We start from the raw sequence: 17,531 nt of genomic DNA on the forward strand, positions 1-17,531 counted from the left end.
GAACAGAATTGCGGGGCGCTGTTTATGGCTGAAAAAGCGTCGGGTTGATAGCGCGAAAAGTTAGATTGTAACGCATGGCACCTGTCTGCTGATGGAATGTTTCACGCACAGGGGAAACGCCATGCCACGCCAGCCGGGAAGCCCCGCCCCAGACCACGACATCTCCATGCCTCAGATCAAAGCGCCTGACCGGGTCTGTCTTTAGCATACCGCCAAAAGCAAATCGGGCTGGAACGCCCAGAGAAACAGACACAATCGGAGATGCCAGGTCGTCTTCGTCCCGATCCTGATGGAGCCCCATCTTCGCGCCCGGCTCATAGCGGTTCACCAGACAGGACGTGGGAGAAAAATCTGGAAACCCTGCCTCAACTGCTGCGGCTACAGCGATGTGACGAAATATATCCGGCATCTCCGGCCATGGATGACCAGTCGACGGGTCTTGCCGAACATACCGATAGCCGCGCTTGTCCGTATACCACCCACAGGCCCCGCAACTGGTCATGGCGACGGACATAGGCCGACCACCCGGCGTCATCATGAAGCGGAAAGGGGAAGCGTGAGAGAGGAGATGGACATGCTGCAACAGCTTTTCTGCAACGGAGTCGGCAAAGCCAGGGAGCCAGACCGCACCGCTTCCAAGGTCCGTACGGCCCCGCATTCCAGCAAAGAGATCCTCCACGTCTTCCTCCTGCTCCGATAATTCGAGATGAAAAGAACTCTTGAACCTCAGCCCAAGCGGACCGATTATAAAAAAATATGCGGTTCTGCTTTCCATATGGTGATGGGGCCGTTGATTTCCATGAATTGGCTCAGGACCAGATCCCATGCTGCCCTCTTCCCGCTTTTTCTGCCACGCCCTGCTGGCAACTGCTTTACTGGGAGGGGTGGCTCAGGCGCAGACTGCCACTTTCGGCCAGCCTTATGATGCAGCGCCCTCGCAGAACACCACTCAGTCCCAGGTGCCGGGCGCCGAACAGAAAGCCAATGGTGGCGAGCATTTCCGTGCCCGTGGCCACCGGTCCCTCCCGCCTGGCTACCAGGATGCCCCGAGCACGGAATTCGAGCACGGGCCAGATCCGGACCATGAAGCCGGTGTGGAGCGCGATAGCGTAACGGGTGCTAATCTTTCCAAATTCGGGTCGGCCTACCAGGGCAGCAACAACACCCAGTCTGGCCAGCTCGGTGATGCCACGGGCAACGGCTATGTGGCTCCACGCGGCAACGGCTGGTAAAACGAAACCAATCTCTGGCGCCGGGGTTCTGCTCTTCAGGATGCGGCTGGTATTATCCAGCCAGATCGTATGAGGAGCAGACTCCATGCCATATATTACTGCCACTGACGGAACGAGCCTTCATGTGAAGGATATGGGCGTTGGACGCCCGGTTGTTCTGATCCACGGCTGGCCGCTGACCGGCGACATGTGGGAAAAACAGACCCTCGCTCTTGTCGAAGCCGGCTACCGCGTCATTACCTATGACCGTCGCGGCTTTGGTCTCTCAGGCCACCCCATCAACTGCTACAATTATGACGTTCTGGCTGATGATCTTGCCGTCATTCTGGAACAGCTTGATCTATGGGACGCAACTCTCGTTGGCTTCTCAATGGGCGGCGGCGAAGTGGCCCGCTATCTGACACGCCATGGCCGAGCCAGAATTTCCAAGGCCGTCCTTTTGGCATCCATCGTTCCGTTCCTGCTGAAGACCGCCGATAATCCCGATGGGGTGGATATCTCCGTCTTTGACGGTATCAAGCAGGAAATCCGACAGGATCGCTTTGGCTTCCTGAAAAGCTTCCTTCCAGGTTTTTATGGCACAACGATGCTGCACCATCCGGTCAGTGAAGGCGTGCTCGACTGGTCCTTCACGCTGGCAAGCATGGCGAGCCCAATGGCGACGCTCGATTGTGTGGATGCCTGGGGAAAAACGGATTTCCGCGGGGACCTTCAGTCCTTCACCATTCCGACGCTCATCATCCATGGAACGGCTGACTCGGCAGTCCCGGCCGATATCGCCGGACGCCGGGCTGCCGATATGATCCCTGGATCGATTTTCCGTGAATATGACGGGGCGCCACATGGGCTGTTCCTGACCCATGCCGAGCAGGTCAATGCAGACCTGCTGGAATTCCTGGCGTCTTGACCTCTCGGCTCAGGTCGTTGCCCTGAGAAATGCCCTGCTGGTCGGCAGTTCTGACTGCACGATCAGCAGGGAGCCAATCGCCAGAACCAGATCATGGCGAATGGACGGGTCCTGAGACGCCCGCTCAAGGGCATAAAGCTCTGTCAATGTGGGCTCGATTGTCGCGGCTGTATGGGTAAGCGGTAACTTCCGGCGCAAAAGATTTCGGATCAGACCATCCACCGCTGCCACAGCGGTCTCCGGCAGGCTGCCATGCTGGGCCAGCTTGCGCAGCATCAGCACGTTACGCCCCACTGTCATGACCGAGAGAGTGCCACGTAGCATTTCCTCCGCCCGATCACTCTCCAGAGATCCGGCGAAGCGAACCGCACGTTCCATGCTCTGCGTGCCATCATTGATCCAGACATATTCGTCCATCACAACACCCGGTAACGCCAGTCGCCGCAGACTGCGCTTAAGCTGATAGCGAAGAACTTCCGCGGCCCGACGCGGCGTAAATGGCAAAACCGCACGGAAGATGACCACACCGGCCCCGAGACCGAGCAGCAGCGCAATGGTCGTATTGAGCCATGACAGCTCATCCATACGCCCCTGATTGTCCATGCCGAGCAGGAAGGGAAAGAACGTGCCGTAAGACGCCGCCATCACTGCCGTGCCCGGGTTCCGGGTCGCCAGACCGCCGAGCATCATGAAGAAGCCCACTGTCAGACAGAAAAACGCATAGCTGGCTGTGACCGGCATCACGACAAAGACGGGAATGACGCTGGCGAGTGCCGCGAAAACGGCTCCGTAGAAGAACGCCGCGCTGAGCAGGACGGTATTTTCGAAAGTTGCAAAGCGGGCACAGACCACCGCAATGAAGGTCAGGAAGACGCTTCCCTGCGGCCAAGCCGTCACTTCCCAGACATACGCCCCGAAAAGAAGTGCCGCCATGGTCCGCACCCCGTTTCGGGCAGCCGCTCGCCAGTCCGTATTCCGGGTCAGGCGATGACGTTCGGAAATCGGGGCACCATCTACACTGGCGCGATAGGAACGCAGTGTTTCACAGAGGTCCGAAATCATGACCTCCACGCCGGTCAGAATAATGCCTTCATTCAGGGAATCTTCATCGTCGCGTGGCAAAACTGCCTGCATTCGGCCTCGACATTCAGCGAGTAAGGCTTCTGTCTGAACAAGAGCTGCAATGCCGCGACGATCGCTTTCCAGACGTGCTGGCAGCCCTTCAAGGGCAACCCCCATGTCGTGAAGAAACGGAAGAAGTGCTTCCGGAATATGAGACACAGACGTCATACGCGTCTTGAGCCCTAGTCCGCGCGACAGAACACGCGCCACGAGGCCCAGCGTTACATAGGCGTGTTCGACTTCGTTACCCTGGCTGCGAATTTCAATCCGGGAAAACTCAATCTGATCGCTGGAAGCCTGAAGCGATCCCATGAGGGCACAGAGCGTATCTGTGGCGTTGGCTTTCTGGTTCAGAACATCCGTCAGGGCACCACTGGCTTTTGTGAGAATAGCCTGCAGCCGCTTCCGCAGTTCTTCGCGGGCGCGGTCTGCCACATTGGGCACAAACACCATGCCCATGACCGTCTCGCAGATCACGCCCAGAAAAATGTATGTTCCGCGCGCCATGGCGATATTGAACACATTGTCCGGTTCCTTGACGGCGCCAAGGGCAATGATGGTGCAGGTATAACCGGCAAGAACGAGTGCATAGCCTCGGAAGTTATGCGTCAAGGTGGCGAAACCGGCGCAAAGCCCGACCCAGATCGCCAAAGCAGGAAGAAACAGCCAAGGGTATTGCGGGAACATTCCCATCAGGGCGATGGCGGCAACCATACCGGCAACCGTACCGACAAGACGCCAGCGCCCCTTGGAAATACTTTCGCCACGGGAATTCTGTGCGACAATCCAGACCGTCATGGCGGCCCATTGCGGCTCACCAAGTTCCATCCACAGAGCAATGGCCAGAGCCAGTAGCGAAGCAATCGTCGTACGCAGGGCGAACATCACAGAGGTGATGGACGGCGCAAACAGCCAGCCGAGTTTCACGCCTGCACCTGCCCTGCTGTGTAATGGCTCATGATCTTCAGGGGCGGCAAAGGATCGTCATGAGCCATCGGAGTATCAGTTCTGTTTGTCGGAAGAAGGAGGAACATGGCGCGTTGGCGTCCGCATGGTCACGAACTCCTCTGCACTTGTGGGGTGAAGGCCGATCGTGCGGTCCAGATCGCGCTTGGTCAGACCTGCCGTGACGGCAATGGCCAGCCCCTGAATGATTTCCGGTGAATCCGGGCCAATCATATGGGCACCCAGCACGACCTGGCTTTTTGAATCCACAACCAGCTTCATGAACGCCTTGCCCTTACGACCAGACAGCGACTGGCGCATCGGCGTGAAAGACGAGGTATAGATATCGAGCGTGTGGTGTTCGGCAGCCTCTTCTTCTGTTAGCCCTACCGAAGCGAGTGGCTGACTGAAGAACACGGCTTTCGGCGTCGTGCCAAAAGACCACTCACGGCCTGTCTCACCGAACAGACGCTCCGCCAGAAGATGACCTTCGGCAATGGCGGTCGGCGTAAGGTTATAGATGTCGGTCACGTCCCCGATGGCATAAATGCCCGGAACATTCGTCTTTGCATCTTCAATGCGCGTCACGATGCGACCGTCTGTGACCTCGACCCCGGCCAGATCCAGCCGCAGGGATGTCAGGTTCGGATGCCGCCCGGTTGCCATGAAAACGCAGTCGGTTTCGATGACCTTCCCACCCTTCACGTGAAGGCTATACCCTTCGGATGTTTTCTCAATCCGCTCCGGCGTGCTGCCGGGATGGGACGTAATGCCATTCAGTGGGACCAGCTCTGCGATATGGCGACGCATTTCCTCGTCAAACCCACGCAGCGGCAGGTCCTGCCGATAAACGAAGTCCACCTGCGAACCGAGACCCGCAAAAATGCCTGCAAATTCAATCCCGATATAGCCGCTGCCAATAATGGCAACGCGCTCGGGCCGGTTCTCCAGATGAAACGCATCATCCGAAACAATCGCGTGCTCCGCACCGGGAATATCGAGGCGCGTCGGTGCACCACCCGTCGCAATGACAATGTTCTTGGCACGAACGGTCTGAACCGCAGCATCCGGAGCAAGCGCAGACGGACCGATTTCAACCGTATTCGCATCCACAAAGCGTGCATCGCCCGTGAATAGCGCGACGCCAGCTTTCTTCAGCATTGAGACGTAAATGCCATTCAGGCGTTCGATCTCACGGTCCTTGGCATCAATCAGCGTGCGCCAGTCATGCGGTCCCGGCGTCACGTCCCAACCATAAGCGCGGGCATCGTCGATCTCGCGGCCATACTCCGCCGCATAGACCATCAGCTTCTTCGGCACGCAACCGAGATTGACGCAGGTTCCGCCCCAGTGACGACGCTCCGCAATCGCGACGCGCGCGCCGTTCTGGGCAGCAATACGCGCACAGCGTACCCCGCCCGATCCGGCTCCGATGACGAAAAGATCGAATTCCTGCATAAATCCCGGCCTTCCGTGCCTGTGGTCTCAGCGCTCTGCGAACGCCTTTTCGACAACATACGAACCCTGACGGCTCATGTTGCCTTCTTCGAAGCCCATACGCTCCAGAAGCGCTTCCGTATCCGCAAGCATTTCCGGCGAACCACAGATCATGACGCGATCATGCTCAGGGTCGAGCTTGTCGATGCCCAGATCCTCGAAGATCTTGCCACTTTCGATCAGCTTCGTGATGCGATCCGTGACGGCATAATCTTCACGCGTCACAGCCGGGTAGTACTTCAGCTTCTCAGCAACGAACTCACCCAGGAATTCATGCTGCGGCAGCTCGTGACGGATGTGGTTCTCGTAAGCCAGCTCGCCCGAAATACGGACCGTATGGCTGAGAATCACGTTCTCGTAACGCTCGTAAGCGTCGGGGTCCTTGATGAGGCTCATGAACGGCGCAAGGCCTGTGCCTGTGGACAGGAAGTACAGGTTACGACCCGGCTTCAGGTTATCAAGAAGCAGCGTCCCCACCGGCTTACGACCGATCAGAACCGTATCGCCCACCTTCACATGACGCAGACGGGACGTCAGCGGCCCCTCCGGCACGGCGATAGAGAGGAACTCCATGTGGTCTTCATAGTTGGCAGACGCGATGGAATAAGCACGCAGAAGCGGCTTGCCCTCGACCTCAATGCCAATCATCGCGAACTGGCCGTTCTCGAACCGCAGGCCCGGATCACGCGTTGTGGTGAAGCTGAAAAGACGGTCCGTCCAGTGATGAACGGTCAGAACCTTTGCAGGATACAGATGAGCGTATTCCTTGCTGGGTTCAGCCAGACGATACTGTTTCGGATGGCCTTCATACGGCGTCAGGCCCGTAATGGGTTCGTCGATCTCAGGAGTCGGGGCGGCAAAACTCGGGGTGGACATATCGGTTTCTGTCTCCGGTGTGGCACGGATAACAGGTCTCGGACCTGATAAGAGCCGGACCTTTTAGCGCAATCATCACGTTTCGGAAAACCCATGCGCGTTGAACCTGCTAGCCGAATGACGCAAAAGTCTTTTCATGACAGACGACTCCGTGAGCGACGCCCCCCTCTCTCCCGCCGAACGTGCCCTGAACCAGGCTGTAGCCGATTTCGGGACACCTCTGGATATTACCCCTCGTGAGCGGCCAGCCCTGCTCCGACAGGTCGCTCGGCGGCTTGAAGGCAATGAGGCGACCCTCCCCCACGAAGCCTTGATCGACGCGCTGTGCGTCGTTCGGCGTAAGACATGGGCGTCCCAGCTCATGAATGTCGCCCGCCGTGCCGGTGAAGTCTGGGTTACGAAGGCCGACACACAGGAAGCTGCAGCCCGCACGCATGACCCTCGTGCCGACATTGCGGCCCTGCGCCTCACGCTAGAGGATGTTCTGGTCTCACGCTGGCGGGATCTGGGAGACTCGCCACGCAGCGTTCTGGAAGAGGTTCGTGCCGATCTTGCAGATGCTGGCCTGATCCTGTCTGGCGGCCAGCTTGAAAAGCTTTCCCGCAGTATTGCACGCGCATTCGGAAGCGTTGACCTAGGCTTCGAAGACGATCTCCGTCTGGCGGAAGAGCGCCGCGCCCGCGAACAGGCTGACATTCAGGCCCGTGCAGAACGCCGTCGGGAGCGTGAGCTCGAACGCCTGAAAGAATGGGAAGCCAATCTTGCCGGGTTTGAAGAAGTCCCGGGCATTCTCCATTGTTCCCGGCGTGAAGCGTTGCGGTGGGTGGCGGAAAATCGTCTTCCCATTGCCAAACGCGAAACACGTGACGACGGCATCGAGCTGTTCTTCTTCGATCCAGACGAACTGAAGAAGCTTCGTGCACGACTTCCCGAGTGGCGCAGCGGCACACCGGATCGTCCGGAGAAGCTGGAACGTGGCACCAAGGTCGGCAATGCTGCCATTGCCCGCGTTGCGGCGCTGGATCGTTTTGCGGCTCATTTCCGCACGGCGCGTTCTCTCAAGCGCCGCATTACGCTCGTTACGGGCCCGACCAATTCGGGAAAGTCCTACACAGCGCTCAATGCTCTCGCCAATGCAGAAAGTGGCCTGGCCCTCGCCCCTCTTCGTCTGCTGGCGCATGAATTTCGGGAAGCTCTGCTGACCCGTGGCGTCCCCGCATCTCTGGCCACGGGCGAAGAGCGCATTGAAATGCCCGGTGCTCGCCACCTGGCAGCAACGGTCGAAATGTGCCCGTTCCATAAGCCGGTGGACGTCGCCATCATTGATGAGGCCCAGATGCTGGCGGACCCGGATCGGGGTGCAGCATGGACAGCCGCGATCATGGGTGTGCCCGCTCGGCATGTGTACATTCTCGGCGCTGCGGACTGTATCCCGCTCGTCAAACGGATTGCCGAACTCTGTGACGATCCGGTGGACGAGATCCATCTCGAACGAAAAAGTCCGCTCAAAGCTGGCGGAACGGTTCATCTCAGCGAATTGACGGTCGGAGATGCCGTCATTGCGTTTTCACGGCGTGAAGTCTTGGACATGCGGGCCGAACTTATGGCCCGCGGACGCCGGGTGGCCGTTGTTTATGGCGCCCTCAGCCCGGAAGTGCGCCGCGCGGAAGCCGCCCGTTTCAATAATGGCGATGCAGACATTCTGATTGCGACAGATGCTATCGGAATGGGATTGAACCTTTCCATCCGCCGCGTTGTCTTTAGCGCCCTGCGCAAGTTTGATGGGCGTCAGACCCGCGATCTGATCTCGCAGGAGGTCAAACAGATCGGGGGTCGTGCTGGCCGCTACGGCAAGCACGAGGAAGGCCTTGTCTGCGTTCTTGCAGAATCTGGAAGCCCGACTTTCGTTCGCCACATGCTGGCGGCCCCTCCAGAACCTGTGACGGAACTGCGGCCACTGGTCCAGCCAGACTCAGACATCGTGCGTGCCGTTGCTGAAGAAATCGACAGCGACAGCCTCTATGGTGTTCTGACACGCATCAAGCACGCTGTTCTGCGGCCGGATGATCCAAACTACCGCCTGGCGGACATGGAACAGTCTCTCGAGATTGCGGCAGCCCTGGAAGGCGTGGAAAACCTCGATCTGACCACCCGCTGGACCTATGCCATGTGCCCGATTGATGAACGGGACAATGGAATCCAGCGCCTGGTGAGCTGGGCTGCGGATCACGCTGCAGGTCGCCCGGTTCCTCCACCGGGAACGGGTCGCCTTCCCCACCCGGAACAGGCAGGACGTGAAGAGCTGGAACGGGCCGAGAAGCGCCATAAGCGCCTTGTCGCCTGGCGCTGGCTCGCATTGCGCTTCCCGGAAGCCTATCCCGCGCAGCAGAACGCTGAGATCAACACGTCGATCCTGAATGACTGGATTGAGCAGGTTCTGCGCACCCAAAGCCGGATGCGGGAAAGCCAGAAGCAGCAGCGCGGCGGGTTCACGCCGAGAGGCCGGGGCGACAAGCCGTTTGCGGGAAAGTCAGGGCACCCGGCGAAGCCTGGCTTCAAGAAAAAAGGGAAGCCTGGCGGCTTCCCTCGGAAACGAAGCTGAAAAGCTGTTCCGAAGGGCACGAAACATCCTGCCCTTCGGAATACCTTAGCCTTCGGCGGCTTCCTCAGCCTGTCGAACGCGCCGTTCTACCCATTTCTGAGCCTGTAATTTGATGAGCGGACTCAGCTGCCGATACAGGTTGAGGAACATGCTTTCATCGGGTGTCAGCGTTTCCTGAATTTCCTTGTACGCCATGCCGGTCAGGAGCACTTCAGCATCCACCCCGAGGGCCTCAGCCAGTGCGCCCAGATGCTTACCGACATGCCCGGAGCGCCCGGTCTCCCAAAAAGCTACGGCCGAGCGCGAAATTCCGACCCGATCTGCAAGCTGTTGCTGATTCAGTCCAACCATTTCCCGAAGAAGACGGATACGGCGTCCAAGCTCCAGCCCCGGGGAGACCCGCTCTGGCCCATTTTCTTCCGTAGGTTGAGTCATTTTTTTCATCCCAAGCATCACCGTACCTTCAAGCACCTGAAATGCACGCTCTTCAGATTGAGAAGGTATCAACAAGCCCGCAGCTATCGGAAAAACTTCATCAATTTGCAAATAATTTTTATCTGCCCTCGAAGTTAAAAATAATCTGACGCGTCGAATTAAAGCGCCAGATACTTAACATCCAACAAAAATAAAAATATTTTTAAAAATGCTGTTATTTTTGACTATCAATAACTGTTGCAGTCAAAACAACCATGGCGTTTCCACTCTGTGAATTCAGAGACAGCTCTCCCTGTTGCCCAATAGACCAGGATCGAACATCTTCCAGATTTTTCACGAAATGACTTTCAATATCCATACCTGAGCCAATACAGGCCATTCGGGTCATAGCCATAGGCGCAAACCGTATTGCATTGCCCTTAATCACGGCATGGCCCATCAATCTGTTACAGCCCCCAAACCCTGAAACGCGACCATTTTGATCCAGCGTTAATATAGGCTTTCTAACTGCCTGCTCTAACGGCTTGCCATCCAGAGCCTGTACACTCCAGCTTCCATAAAGGGATGGAGCTACACTTGAAGAGACGCGCCGAACGAGAATATTCGGCTGATCAGGCCCATGAAAATCCTCAGCGGTAAAAAGCAGCGTATTCCCTACGCGAATTTCTGCACGCAAAGCATATCGGAACCCACTTTTCAGCACGGGATAACGCAACGTGTAAGCAATCGGGCCCGGATGAAGAATATCCTGACGACTCTCCGCCAGAGTAATCGCCGGGGCATCTGCACGGGAAATATCTTCCAGCTGAACTGTCAGAACAGCCCCGGCGGGAAGCGCCATACGCTCCCGATACGTCACCGTCCCGCTCAAGGTTTCCAGAGGATCAGCCTTTGCCACCTGAACAAAGGCACTTCCTGCCATAAGGGAAAGAGCGAAACGGCGTGTCATCATGTTAGAAACAGTCCTCAGCCAATACGGGTTAGTCCACCCATATAGGAACGCAGCACTTCAGGAATGGTTATGCTGCCATCTTCTTTCTGATACGTTTCCATGACAGCAATCATGGTCCGACCCACGGCCAGCCCGGAACCATTCAGCGTATTCACGAAGGCCGGACCGTTCTCGGACCGATACCGCGCCTTCATACGACGCGCCTGAAAGGCCCGGGTGTTGGAGCAGGATGAAATCTCGCGCCAGGCCTGCTGCCCAGGGATCCATGCTTCCAGATCAAACGTCTTGGCCGCACCGAAGCCCGTATCGCCAGCACACAGCAGAATACGACGGAACGTGATGCCCAAACGCTCCAAAATAGTCTCCGCAGCCTGCGTCATACGCTCATGTTCGGCATCGCTGTCTTCCGGCTTCACGATGGAAACGAGTTCGCACTTCGTGAACTGATGCTGACGCAGCATCCCGCGCACATCACGGCCCGCAGAGCCTGCTTCAGAACGGAAACATTGGGAGAGTGCCGTCAAACGGATCGGCAGAGCATCGACGGGCAGAATGTCGCCCATGACAGAGGCCGTCAGCGGAACCTCTGCTGTCGGGATCAGCCAGCGACCATCTTCCGTACGGAAGGAATCCTCAGCAAACTTCGGCAGCTTATCGGTGCCGTACATCGCCGCATCATTCACCAGGAGCGGAACGCTGGTTTCGCTGTAACCAAACTCGGTCGTATGTGTGTCCAGCATGAACTGACCCAGCGCACGCTCCAGACGGGCCAGCGCGCCACGCAGAACGACAAAGCGCGTCCCGGACAGCTTGGCCGCCGTCGGGAAGTCCATCAGACCAAGAGCTTCACCCAGCTCGAAATGCTGCTTCGGCTCGAACGTGAATGCAGGCTTCTCGCCACGATAGTGAACGACGACGTTCTCATCCTCGCTCTTCCCATCAGGAACAGATAGGTCAAGCTGGTTCGGCAGGGACGCCAGAACATCATCGATGCTCTTTTCGATGATGGCCGCCCGCTCTTCCAGACCCACAATCCGATCACGCAGTTCGACCGCCTGCGCTTCCAGAGCGGACGTATCGGCGCCAGTGCGCTTGCCCTGCCCAATCTCCTTGGCCAACGTCTTGCGGGTCGCCTGCGCCTCCTGCAACGCCGCCAGAGCGGCGCGACGCTCTTCATCTTCCGAGACGATTTTCTGCCCCACAGGTGACAGGCCCCGACGCTCAAGAGCAGCGTCAAATGCGGCCGGATCGGCGCGCAGGGCTTTCAGGTCATGCATGGTTCAGGGCTCCGTCAGTCTTCTTCGTCAGTCACGGGCTTCGGCTCAACCAGCCGCGCCACAAGAATGGATACCTCGTACAGCGCCACAAGCGGAATGGCGAGGCTCAGCATGGTGATGGCGTCAGGCGGGGCAATCACGGCCGCCACGGCGAAGGACGCCACCACCGCATAGCGGCGAAATTTCTTAAGCTGCGCCGTCCCGATCAGCCCCACACGCACCAGCAAGGTCAGGATCACCGGAAGCTCGAAGCAGATTCCGAATGCCAGGATCATCTTCGTCACGAGCGTCAGATATTCAGACACCTTGGCCTGAAGCTCGATGTCCATTCCGCCATTGCCCGATGTCTGGAACGATAGGAAGAACTTCCAGGCGAACGGGAACACGACGTAATAGGCCAACGCGGCGCCAACGGTGAACATGACAGGCGTTGCGACGAGGAATGGTGCGAACGCCTTCTTCTCACTGCGATACAGGCCGGGCGCGATAAAAATCCATGCCTGAATGGCAATCATCGGAAAAGACAGGCACGTCGCGCCAAACACCGCCACACGAATATACGTGAAGAACGCTTCATAAAGCGCCGTATAGATCAGGTGTGGCTGCTCACCCTTCTCGCGCATGATATTGCCGAGAGGCGCCGCAAGAAACCGGTAGATATCGCCCGCATAGTGATAGCAGATCGCAAAGGCGATCACGAACGTGGCAATGGACCAGATCAGCCGGCGCCGAAGTTCGACGATATGGTCGAGCAACGGCATCGGGGTGTCCTGAATCGTATCGGAGTCCGTCATGCGTCTTTCTCCGCGCTCGAGATGGCAACTCGCCGGCCATGATGAAGTGCACGGACAGGCGGCAGAATATCGGGCGCCCGCCACCGGGGGCGCTCATGCATCAGGCGCCGTGCTGTTGCGGGTGGAAGGATGGATGGCGCGTCCACAATGTCATCATTGAGCTCTTCTTCCGCCTGATCCTGAACCATCGCGTTGTAGGGGCGGCTCTCACCACCGCCAAAAGAAGATGGAGGCATCGGTGGAGGAGCCGGGACCCGTGGCAGATCGTTGACACTGGAAGACGACACTGCTGCGCCGCTGGTATCAATGTCCAGGCTACGGCGAATGGAATTATCGCTGTCGATCGCCTTCGTGACACGGTCACGCAGATTGAAGTTCTTCAGATCCCGAAACTGATCCCGCGCTTCAGACAGGTCCGCTTCCCGTACCATATCGTCAATATGAGACTGGAATTCACTAGCCATCCGGCGCATCGCCTTGATACCGTTCGAGAGTGTACGAATGGCAACCGGCAGATCTTTCGGCCGAATGAAAACCATTGCCACGACGACAAAAAGGGCAATTTCAGAGAAACTGAAGTCAAACATGCAACAATCCTAGCCCTTCCCGTCAGTCTCGCCTACGGGTGAAGGCGCATCTGGTGCTGCTTCAGTGGGAGCCCTGTCCAGCAGGAAGTCTTCACGCTTCGGCAATGACCCGATATCGGGCAATCCGAAACTCTCCAGAAATATGGGTGTCGTTCCCCAGAGAACGGGACGCCCGGGCACTTCCTTTCGGCCTTTCGGCGCAATCAGACTATCTTCCAGCAGCGCATCCAGAATAGCCTGCCCCAAGGATACGCCACGGATCGCTTCAATTTCTGCCCGTGTGCACGGCTGGTGATACGCAATAATTGCCAGCGTTTCCATCGCTCCCCGGCTGAGCCGACGGGGCTTCTCCACGATCTTGGTCAGCGCAGACGCATATTCAGCGCGCGTCCGGAACTGCCAGCCTCCGGCCACTTCAACAAGCTCGATAGCGTGGGTCGCATAACGCTCTCCCACTGCTTCCAGAGCTTCCGCGGCCGCGATTTTCAGACCCTGTGTCCTCAGAAGGTCCGCAATGATGGAAAAGCGCACCGGCTCAGGGCTGGCAAAAACAAGCGCCTCCACCAGCAGGCAGGCGCGCTCCATATCGGAAGGCATCACGAGACTGCCCGCCATTCAATTTCAGCAAAAGCTTCTGGCTGTCGGAGCTCCACCGCACCGCCCTTTGCCATTTCCAGTCCGGCAAGTAGCGTTCCCGCAAGAGCGGCATTGCGATCATACGGACCGGCTTCCAGCCCTTCCCCCAGATGTTCGGGCAGAAGGGACGTCAGCGTCTGCCAGTCCGCCACGGCATCTGTGCCCAGCATGCGGCGCAGACGGGCTAAGGCATCCTGCACGCTCCAATACCTGCGGGTGCGTGGCGCATAGACACGTTTGCGGTTCGTGCGCCTGCGGGCAGAAAGGTAAGCTGTAATCAGCGCTGACAGGTCCACTCGCAGACCCGAACGGTCAATCTCGGTGTGGTCTTCCCCTTCACCGCGACGGAACACATCCATACCAAGCCTGGGTTGTTTCATGAGCCAGGCTGCGGCCGCACGCATACGTTCCAGTTCGAACAGCCGCTCCTGAAGCTGCTCCACCGCTTCTTCGGCATCTTCCCCATTATTTTCTGCGGGAAGAAGCAGTTTGGACTTCAACCAGGCGAGCCAAGCCGCCATCACCAACCAGTCTGCTGCCAGTTCAAGCCGCAATGCCCTCGCCTCCACGCGGGCCTGCTCCACAACGGACAGATACTGCTCGACAAGCTGAAGAATGGAGATTTTTGCGAGGTCCACCTTCTGGGACCGGGCGAGGTCAAGGAGCAGATCCAGCGGCCCCTCAAACCCGTCCAGCGTCAGATGCAGAACCTCGCTCAAGCCCGGTCTCTCAGAACTGTGCCGGAGTGCAGGCGATGGACTGTGCGTGCAGCTTCACGCAGTACGCCCGGGCGGCCTTCAGATCCGCGAAGCCACCAATACGCAGCCGCACAAACGTCTTGTCCCCATGGGCAGTCTTCTCAAAGAGCGGTGAATGACCTGCGAACAGTCCGGGTGCCTGATGGCGCAGTGTGTCCCACTCCTTGCGCGCTGCGGCTTCGCTGTCGAGCGCGGCAAGCTGAACTTCGCGTGCACCACCAGCCTCAGCCTTCGGAGCAGCAGCCGTTTTCTGCTGAGGAACAGCATTTTCTGGCTCAGCCACAGGCGCTGGAAGGGGCTTCTGCACCGGCTTTGGCGGAACAGCCTTGTGAACAGGCGCATCAGGGGCCTTAGGCTGCGGCTTGACGGCTGGAACCGGCTTTGGTGCTGGAGCGTCTTCAGGCGTCTCGGCGTCCGCAGGCGCTGAAGCGGCATCTTTGCTTTCAGGAGCCGCGGGAGGCACAGCCGACGGTTCAGCGGCAGCCTTGTCCTTGCCTGCTGCGGCATCCGGAGCCGCCGCAGGAGCCGCACCGTCAGCGGCAGGCGTTGCGGGCTTGTCCGGCTGAGCCGCAGGAGGCGTCCCGGGCTGCACACCATACTGACGAGCCAGCGCCTTCGCGTCCGGCTGTTCCGGTCCCGGAGCCAGATGCGCTTCCCCGTTGCCTGTCAGATCCGTATCGCCGCTATCACTGCCCATGATCTGCATTCCTCCGGGATCGGTTGGAACGTCTTTCACAGGGCCTGGCGGTGGGCCGATAATGGGAATTCCGCCGTGATGGCCTCCTGTCAGAGACCATCCTCCGACAGCGAGCAGCAACACGGCGCCGATGCCGATGGCGCCACCGACAAGCTTTCGCGTCGCCGGATCACTGCCAAGAAGGGACGCAAGGCCACCGGCGCGTCTCGCAGTCTCCGGCGCTGCCGCCGCACGACGACGCGGTGGGGCGTCATCATCGTAGTCGTTGCTCAGGCGCTCACGCTCCGCACGCGGGGCAGACGACGGGCGGGGAGAAGAAGGTCCCGCGCCGTAATCACCCGGATCCCGGAAATCGCGATCATTCTCGCTGTCAGGGCTCATCGCATTTCCTCCACTGGCACAACGCCAAGAATGGTCAGTGCGCAACGCAGGGTTCCGGCAATCGCAGAAATAAGCGCCAGTTTTACCAGACTCGTCTCACGATCGTTCTCATGCAGAAAGCGCAGGGTCGTGTCTTCGCGTCCACGATTCCACAGTGTGTGGAAATCAGACGCCAGATCAATGCAATACGTTGCAATCCGATGCGGTTCACGCGCTGCAGCAGCCGCTTCTACAGAACGTGGGAAAGACGCGATACGATGCAGAACGGCCAGTTCCACGTCTGACAACAGACCGGAAAGATCAACAGTTGCCAGCGCTTCAAGCGTCACTGATGCGGCACCAAACATCGCTTCTGCCGAACGCAGAACCGAGCGGCAGCGGGCGTGAGCATACTGAACGTAAAACACCGGGTTATCACGCGTCTGGGCGACAACGGCATCCAGATCGAATTCCATCTGCGCATCGGCCTTACGGGTCAGCATCGTGAAGCGCACGGCATCACGTCCGACTTCATCCAGCAGATCGCGCAGCGTCACGAACGTGCCCGCACGCTTGGACATCCGGACGGGCTCGCCGTTCTTCACAACGCGCACAATCTGGCACATCACGACTTCAAAGCCGGTCTTGCCATCCGTCAGCGCCGAAATTGCAGCGCGCATGCGGGAGACGTAACCGCCGTGATCCGCACCGAGCACATCGATCAGAACGTCTGAGTTCTCGGCCTTCTGAGCGTGATATCCGATGTCATTGGCAAAATAGGTGTTGGTGCCGTCAGATTTGCGAAGCGCACGATCCTGATCGTCCCCAAAATCTGTAGAGCGGAACAGGGTTTGCGGGCGTGGTTCCCAGTCTTCAGGGGTCTTGCCCTTGGGTGGCTCAAGCACGCCTTCATAAAGCAGGCCCTTGCTTTCCAGCTTGGCAATCGCGGCATCAACCCGTCCACTCGCCAGCGTTTCCGCTTCACTGGCGAAGACTTCATGGGAGATGCCCAATCCTTCCAGATCTTCGCGAATTGCGGCCATCATCTGCACCAGCGTTTCAGCGCGAATGATATCGAACCAGACAGACGGATCAGCCGGGCTGCCATCATCGTTGGCGAGAGCGCGACCATGCTTTTCAGCAATACTCTCTGCAACCGGGATCAGATAGTCACCCTGATACTGCAAACCATTCGGGGTCAGCGGGCTGAACGTGTCAGCATCGATGTCCGTGCCGATAACCTGCAGGTAACGCCAGTAAGTTGCCCATGTCAGGGCAACAACCTGCGTTCCGGCGTCATTGATGTAATATTCGCGCGTGACCTTGTAGCCTGCCGCCTGCATCAGGTTTGCAAGCGCATCCCCCACCACAGCGCCACGACAATGACCCACGTGCATTGGGCCAGTCGGGTTGGCGGAGACATATTCAACATTGACGCGCGTTCCCTGCCCGATCGAGGAACGACCGAAGGCTTCACCGGCCTCCAGAACAGCTTTCGCCACGCCCTGCAAGACATATGGCTTCAGCGTCATGTTCACGAAACCAGGACCGGCGGCTTCAGCATGATCTATGTCTGGCAGGTCGGCGAGCTTCTGTACCAGTTCTGCCGCAATCTCCGCTGGCTTGCGCTTGGCAGGCTTTGCGGCCAGCAAAGCAGCATTGGTCGCCATATGGCCATGGGACGGGTCACGCGGCGGCGTCACTTCAACGCGCTGCACCACCTCTTCCGGCAGGCCGGGGACAACGGACCGCAGCGCCTCGCACACCTGGTCTCTGGCGCGGGCAAAAAGGCAGTCAGTCGTATGGGCAGTGGGTGCAGCGACCATTTCAGCTCGATTCCTGTAACCTGTATCG

Annotated in this window: 16 protein-coding genes; 3 read left to right on the top strand and 13 right to left on the bottom strand. The window is 58.4% G+C overall.

Annotated features, from left to right (window positions below; genetic code table 11):
- Positions 1-22: 22 nt before the first annotated feature.
- Complete coding sequence (gene alkB, locus ABF979_RS00965) at positions 23-679, bottom strand: DNA oxidative demethylase AlkB (RefSeq protein WP_415557379.1); 657 nt, start codon at positions 677-679, stop codon at positions 23-25.
- A 145-nt stretch (positions 680-824) separates the two neighbouring features.
- Here alkB and ABF979_RS00970 point away from each other — a divergent pair, with 145 nt between their 5' ends.
- Positions 825-1,232 carry a hypothetical protein gene (locus ABF979_RS00970; protein ID WP_215748902.1) on the top strand — a complete coding sequence of 136 codons (408 nt, stop codon included), beginning with the start codon at positions 825-827 and terminating at the stop codon, positions 1,230-1,232.
- Positions 1,233-1,317: 85 nt separating this feature from the next.
- Positions 1,318-2,139 (top strand): alpha/beta fold hydrolase, encoded by an 822-nt coding sequence (locus tag ABF979_RS00975; protein ID WP_202206544.1) that lies wholly within the window; start codon positions 1,318-1,320, stop codon positions 2,137-2,139.
- 9 nt (positions 2,140-2,148) lie between these two features.
- On the opposite strand, the gene ABF979_RS00980 is transcribed toward ABF979_RS00975, so the two are convergent.
- From ABF979_RS00980 to ABF979_RS00990, 3 genes are all read right to left on the bottom strand, one after another.
- Positions 2,149-4,188 (bottom strand): FUSC family protein, encoded by a 2,040-nt coding sequence (locus tag ABF979_RS00980; RefSeq protein ID WP_415557380.1) that lies wholly within the window; start codon positions 4,186-4,188, stop codon positions 2,149-2,151.
- Between the two features lie 75 nt (positions 4,189-4,263).
- Positions 4,264-5,664, bottom strand: coding sequence for a glutathione-disulfide reductase (gorA, locus tag ABF979_RS00985; RefSeq protein WP_415557381.1), 1,401 nt, complete (start codon positions 5,662-5,664; stop codon positions 4,264-4,266).
- A 27-nt stretch (positions 5,665-5,691) separates the two neighbouring features.
- Positions 5,692-6,579 carry a ferredoxin--NADP reductase gene (locus ABF979_RS00990; protein WP_415557382.1) on the bottom strand — a complete coding sequence of 296 codons (888 nt, stop codon included), beginning with the start codon at positions 6,577-6,579 and terminating at the stop codon, positions 5,692-5,694.
- A 136-nt stretch (positions 6,580-6,715) separates the two neighbouring features.
- Here ABF979_RS00990 and ABF979_RS00995 point away from each other — a divergent pair, with 136 nt between their 5' ends.
- Positions 6,716-9,181: a helicase-related protein gene (locus ABF979_RS00995; protein WP_415557383.1), complete on the top strand. Its 2,466-nt coding sequence runs from the start codon at positions 6,716-6,718 to the stop codon at positions 9,179-9,181.
- Between the two features lie 45 nt (positions 9,182-9,226).
- Here ABF979_RS00995 and ABF979_RS01000 read toward each other — a convergent pair whose 3' ends face one another.
- The 9 genes from ABF979_RS01000 to argS form a co-directional block, all read right to left on the bottom strand.
- Positions 9,227-9,616 (bottom strand): helix-turn-helix domain-containing protein, encoded by a 390-nt coding sequence (locus ABF979_RS01000; protein ID WP_237389836.1) that lies wholly within the window; start codon positions 9,614-9,616, stop codon positions 9,227-9,229.
- A 214-nt stretch (positions 9,617-9,830) separates the two neighbouring features.
- Positions 9,831-10,568, bottom strand: coding sequence for an META domain-containing protein (locus tag ABF979_RS01005; protein WP_415557385.1), 738 nt, complete (start codon positions 10,566-10,568; stop codon positions 9,831-9,833).
- Positions 10,569-10,582: 14 nt separating this feature from the next.
- Positions 10,583-11,845, bottom strand: a complete 1,263-nt coding sequence (gene serS / locus ABF979_RS01010) for a serine--tRNA ligase (RefSeq protein WP_415557386.1) — start codon at positions 11,843-11,845, stop codon at positions 10,583-10,585.
- 14 nt (positions 11,846-11,859) lie between these two features.
- A complete protein-coding gene (gene tatC, locus ABF979_RS01015; RefSeq protein ID WP_046899712.1) occupies positions 11,860-12,639 on the bottom strand; it encodes a twin-arginine translocase subunit TatC in 780 nt (259 codons plus the stop codon).
- On the bottom strand, positions 12,636-13,226 hold the full coding sequence (gene tatB, locus ABF979_RS01020) for a Sec-independent protein translocase protein TatB (RefSeq protein WP_415543143.1): 591 nt from the start codon (positions 13,224-13,226) through the stop codon (positions 12,636-12,638). The genes tatC and tatB overlap by 4 nt, the downstream gene beginning before the upstream one ends.
- A gap of 9 nt (positions 13,227-13,235) precedes the next feature.
- A complete protein-coding gene (gene scpB / locus ABF979_RS01025) occupies positions 13,236-13,841 on the bottom strand; it encodes an SMC-Scp complex subunit ScpB (protein WP_415557387.1) in 606 nt (201 codons plus the stop codon).
- A complete protein-coding gene (locus ABF979_RS01030) occupies positions 13,823-14,581 on the bottom strand; it encodes a segregation and condensation protein A (protein WP_086634581.1) in 759 nt (252 codons plus the stop codon). Before ABF979_RS01030 ends, scpB begins: the two co-directional genes overlap by 19 nt.
- Before the next feature lie 10 nt (positions 14,582-14,591).
- The gene (locus tag ABF979_RS01035; protein WP_415557388.1) at positions 14,592-15,698 is read right to left on the bottom strand and encodes an SPOR domain-containing protein; all 1,107 of its coding nucleotides are present in this window, start codon (positions 15,696-15,698) and stop codon (positions 14,592-14,594) included.
- Positions 15,695-17,503: an arginine--tRNA ligase gene (gene argS / locus ABF979_RS01040; RefSeq protein WP_415557389.1), complete on the bottom strand. Its 1,809-nt coding sequence runs from the start codon at positions 17,501-17,503 to the stop codon at positions 15,695-15,697. The genes ABF979_RS01035 and argS overlap by 4 nt, the downstream gene beginning before the upstream one ends.
- Positions 17,504-17,531: the final 28 nt, after the last annotated feature.

It is taken from the genome of Gluconobacter sp. (assembly GCF_047723935.1).
Lineage (GTDB): Bacteria > Pseudomonadota > Alphaproteobacteria > Acetobacterales > Acetobacteraceae > Gluconobacter.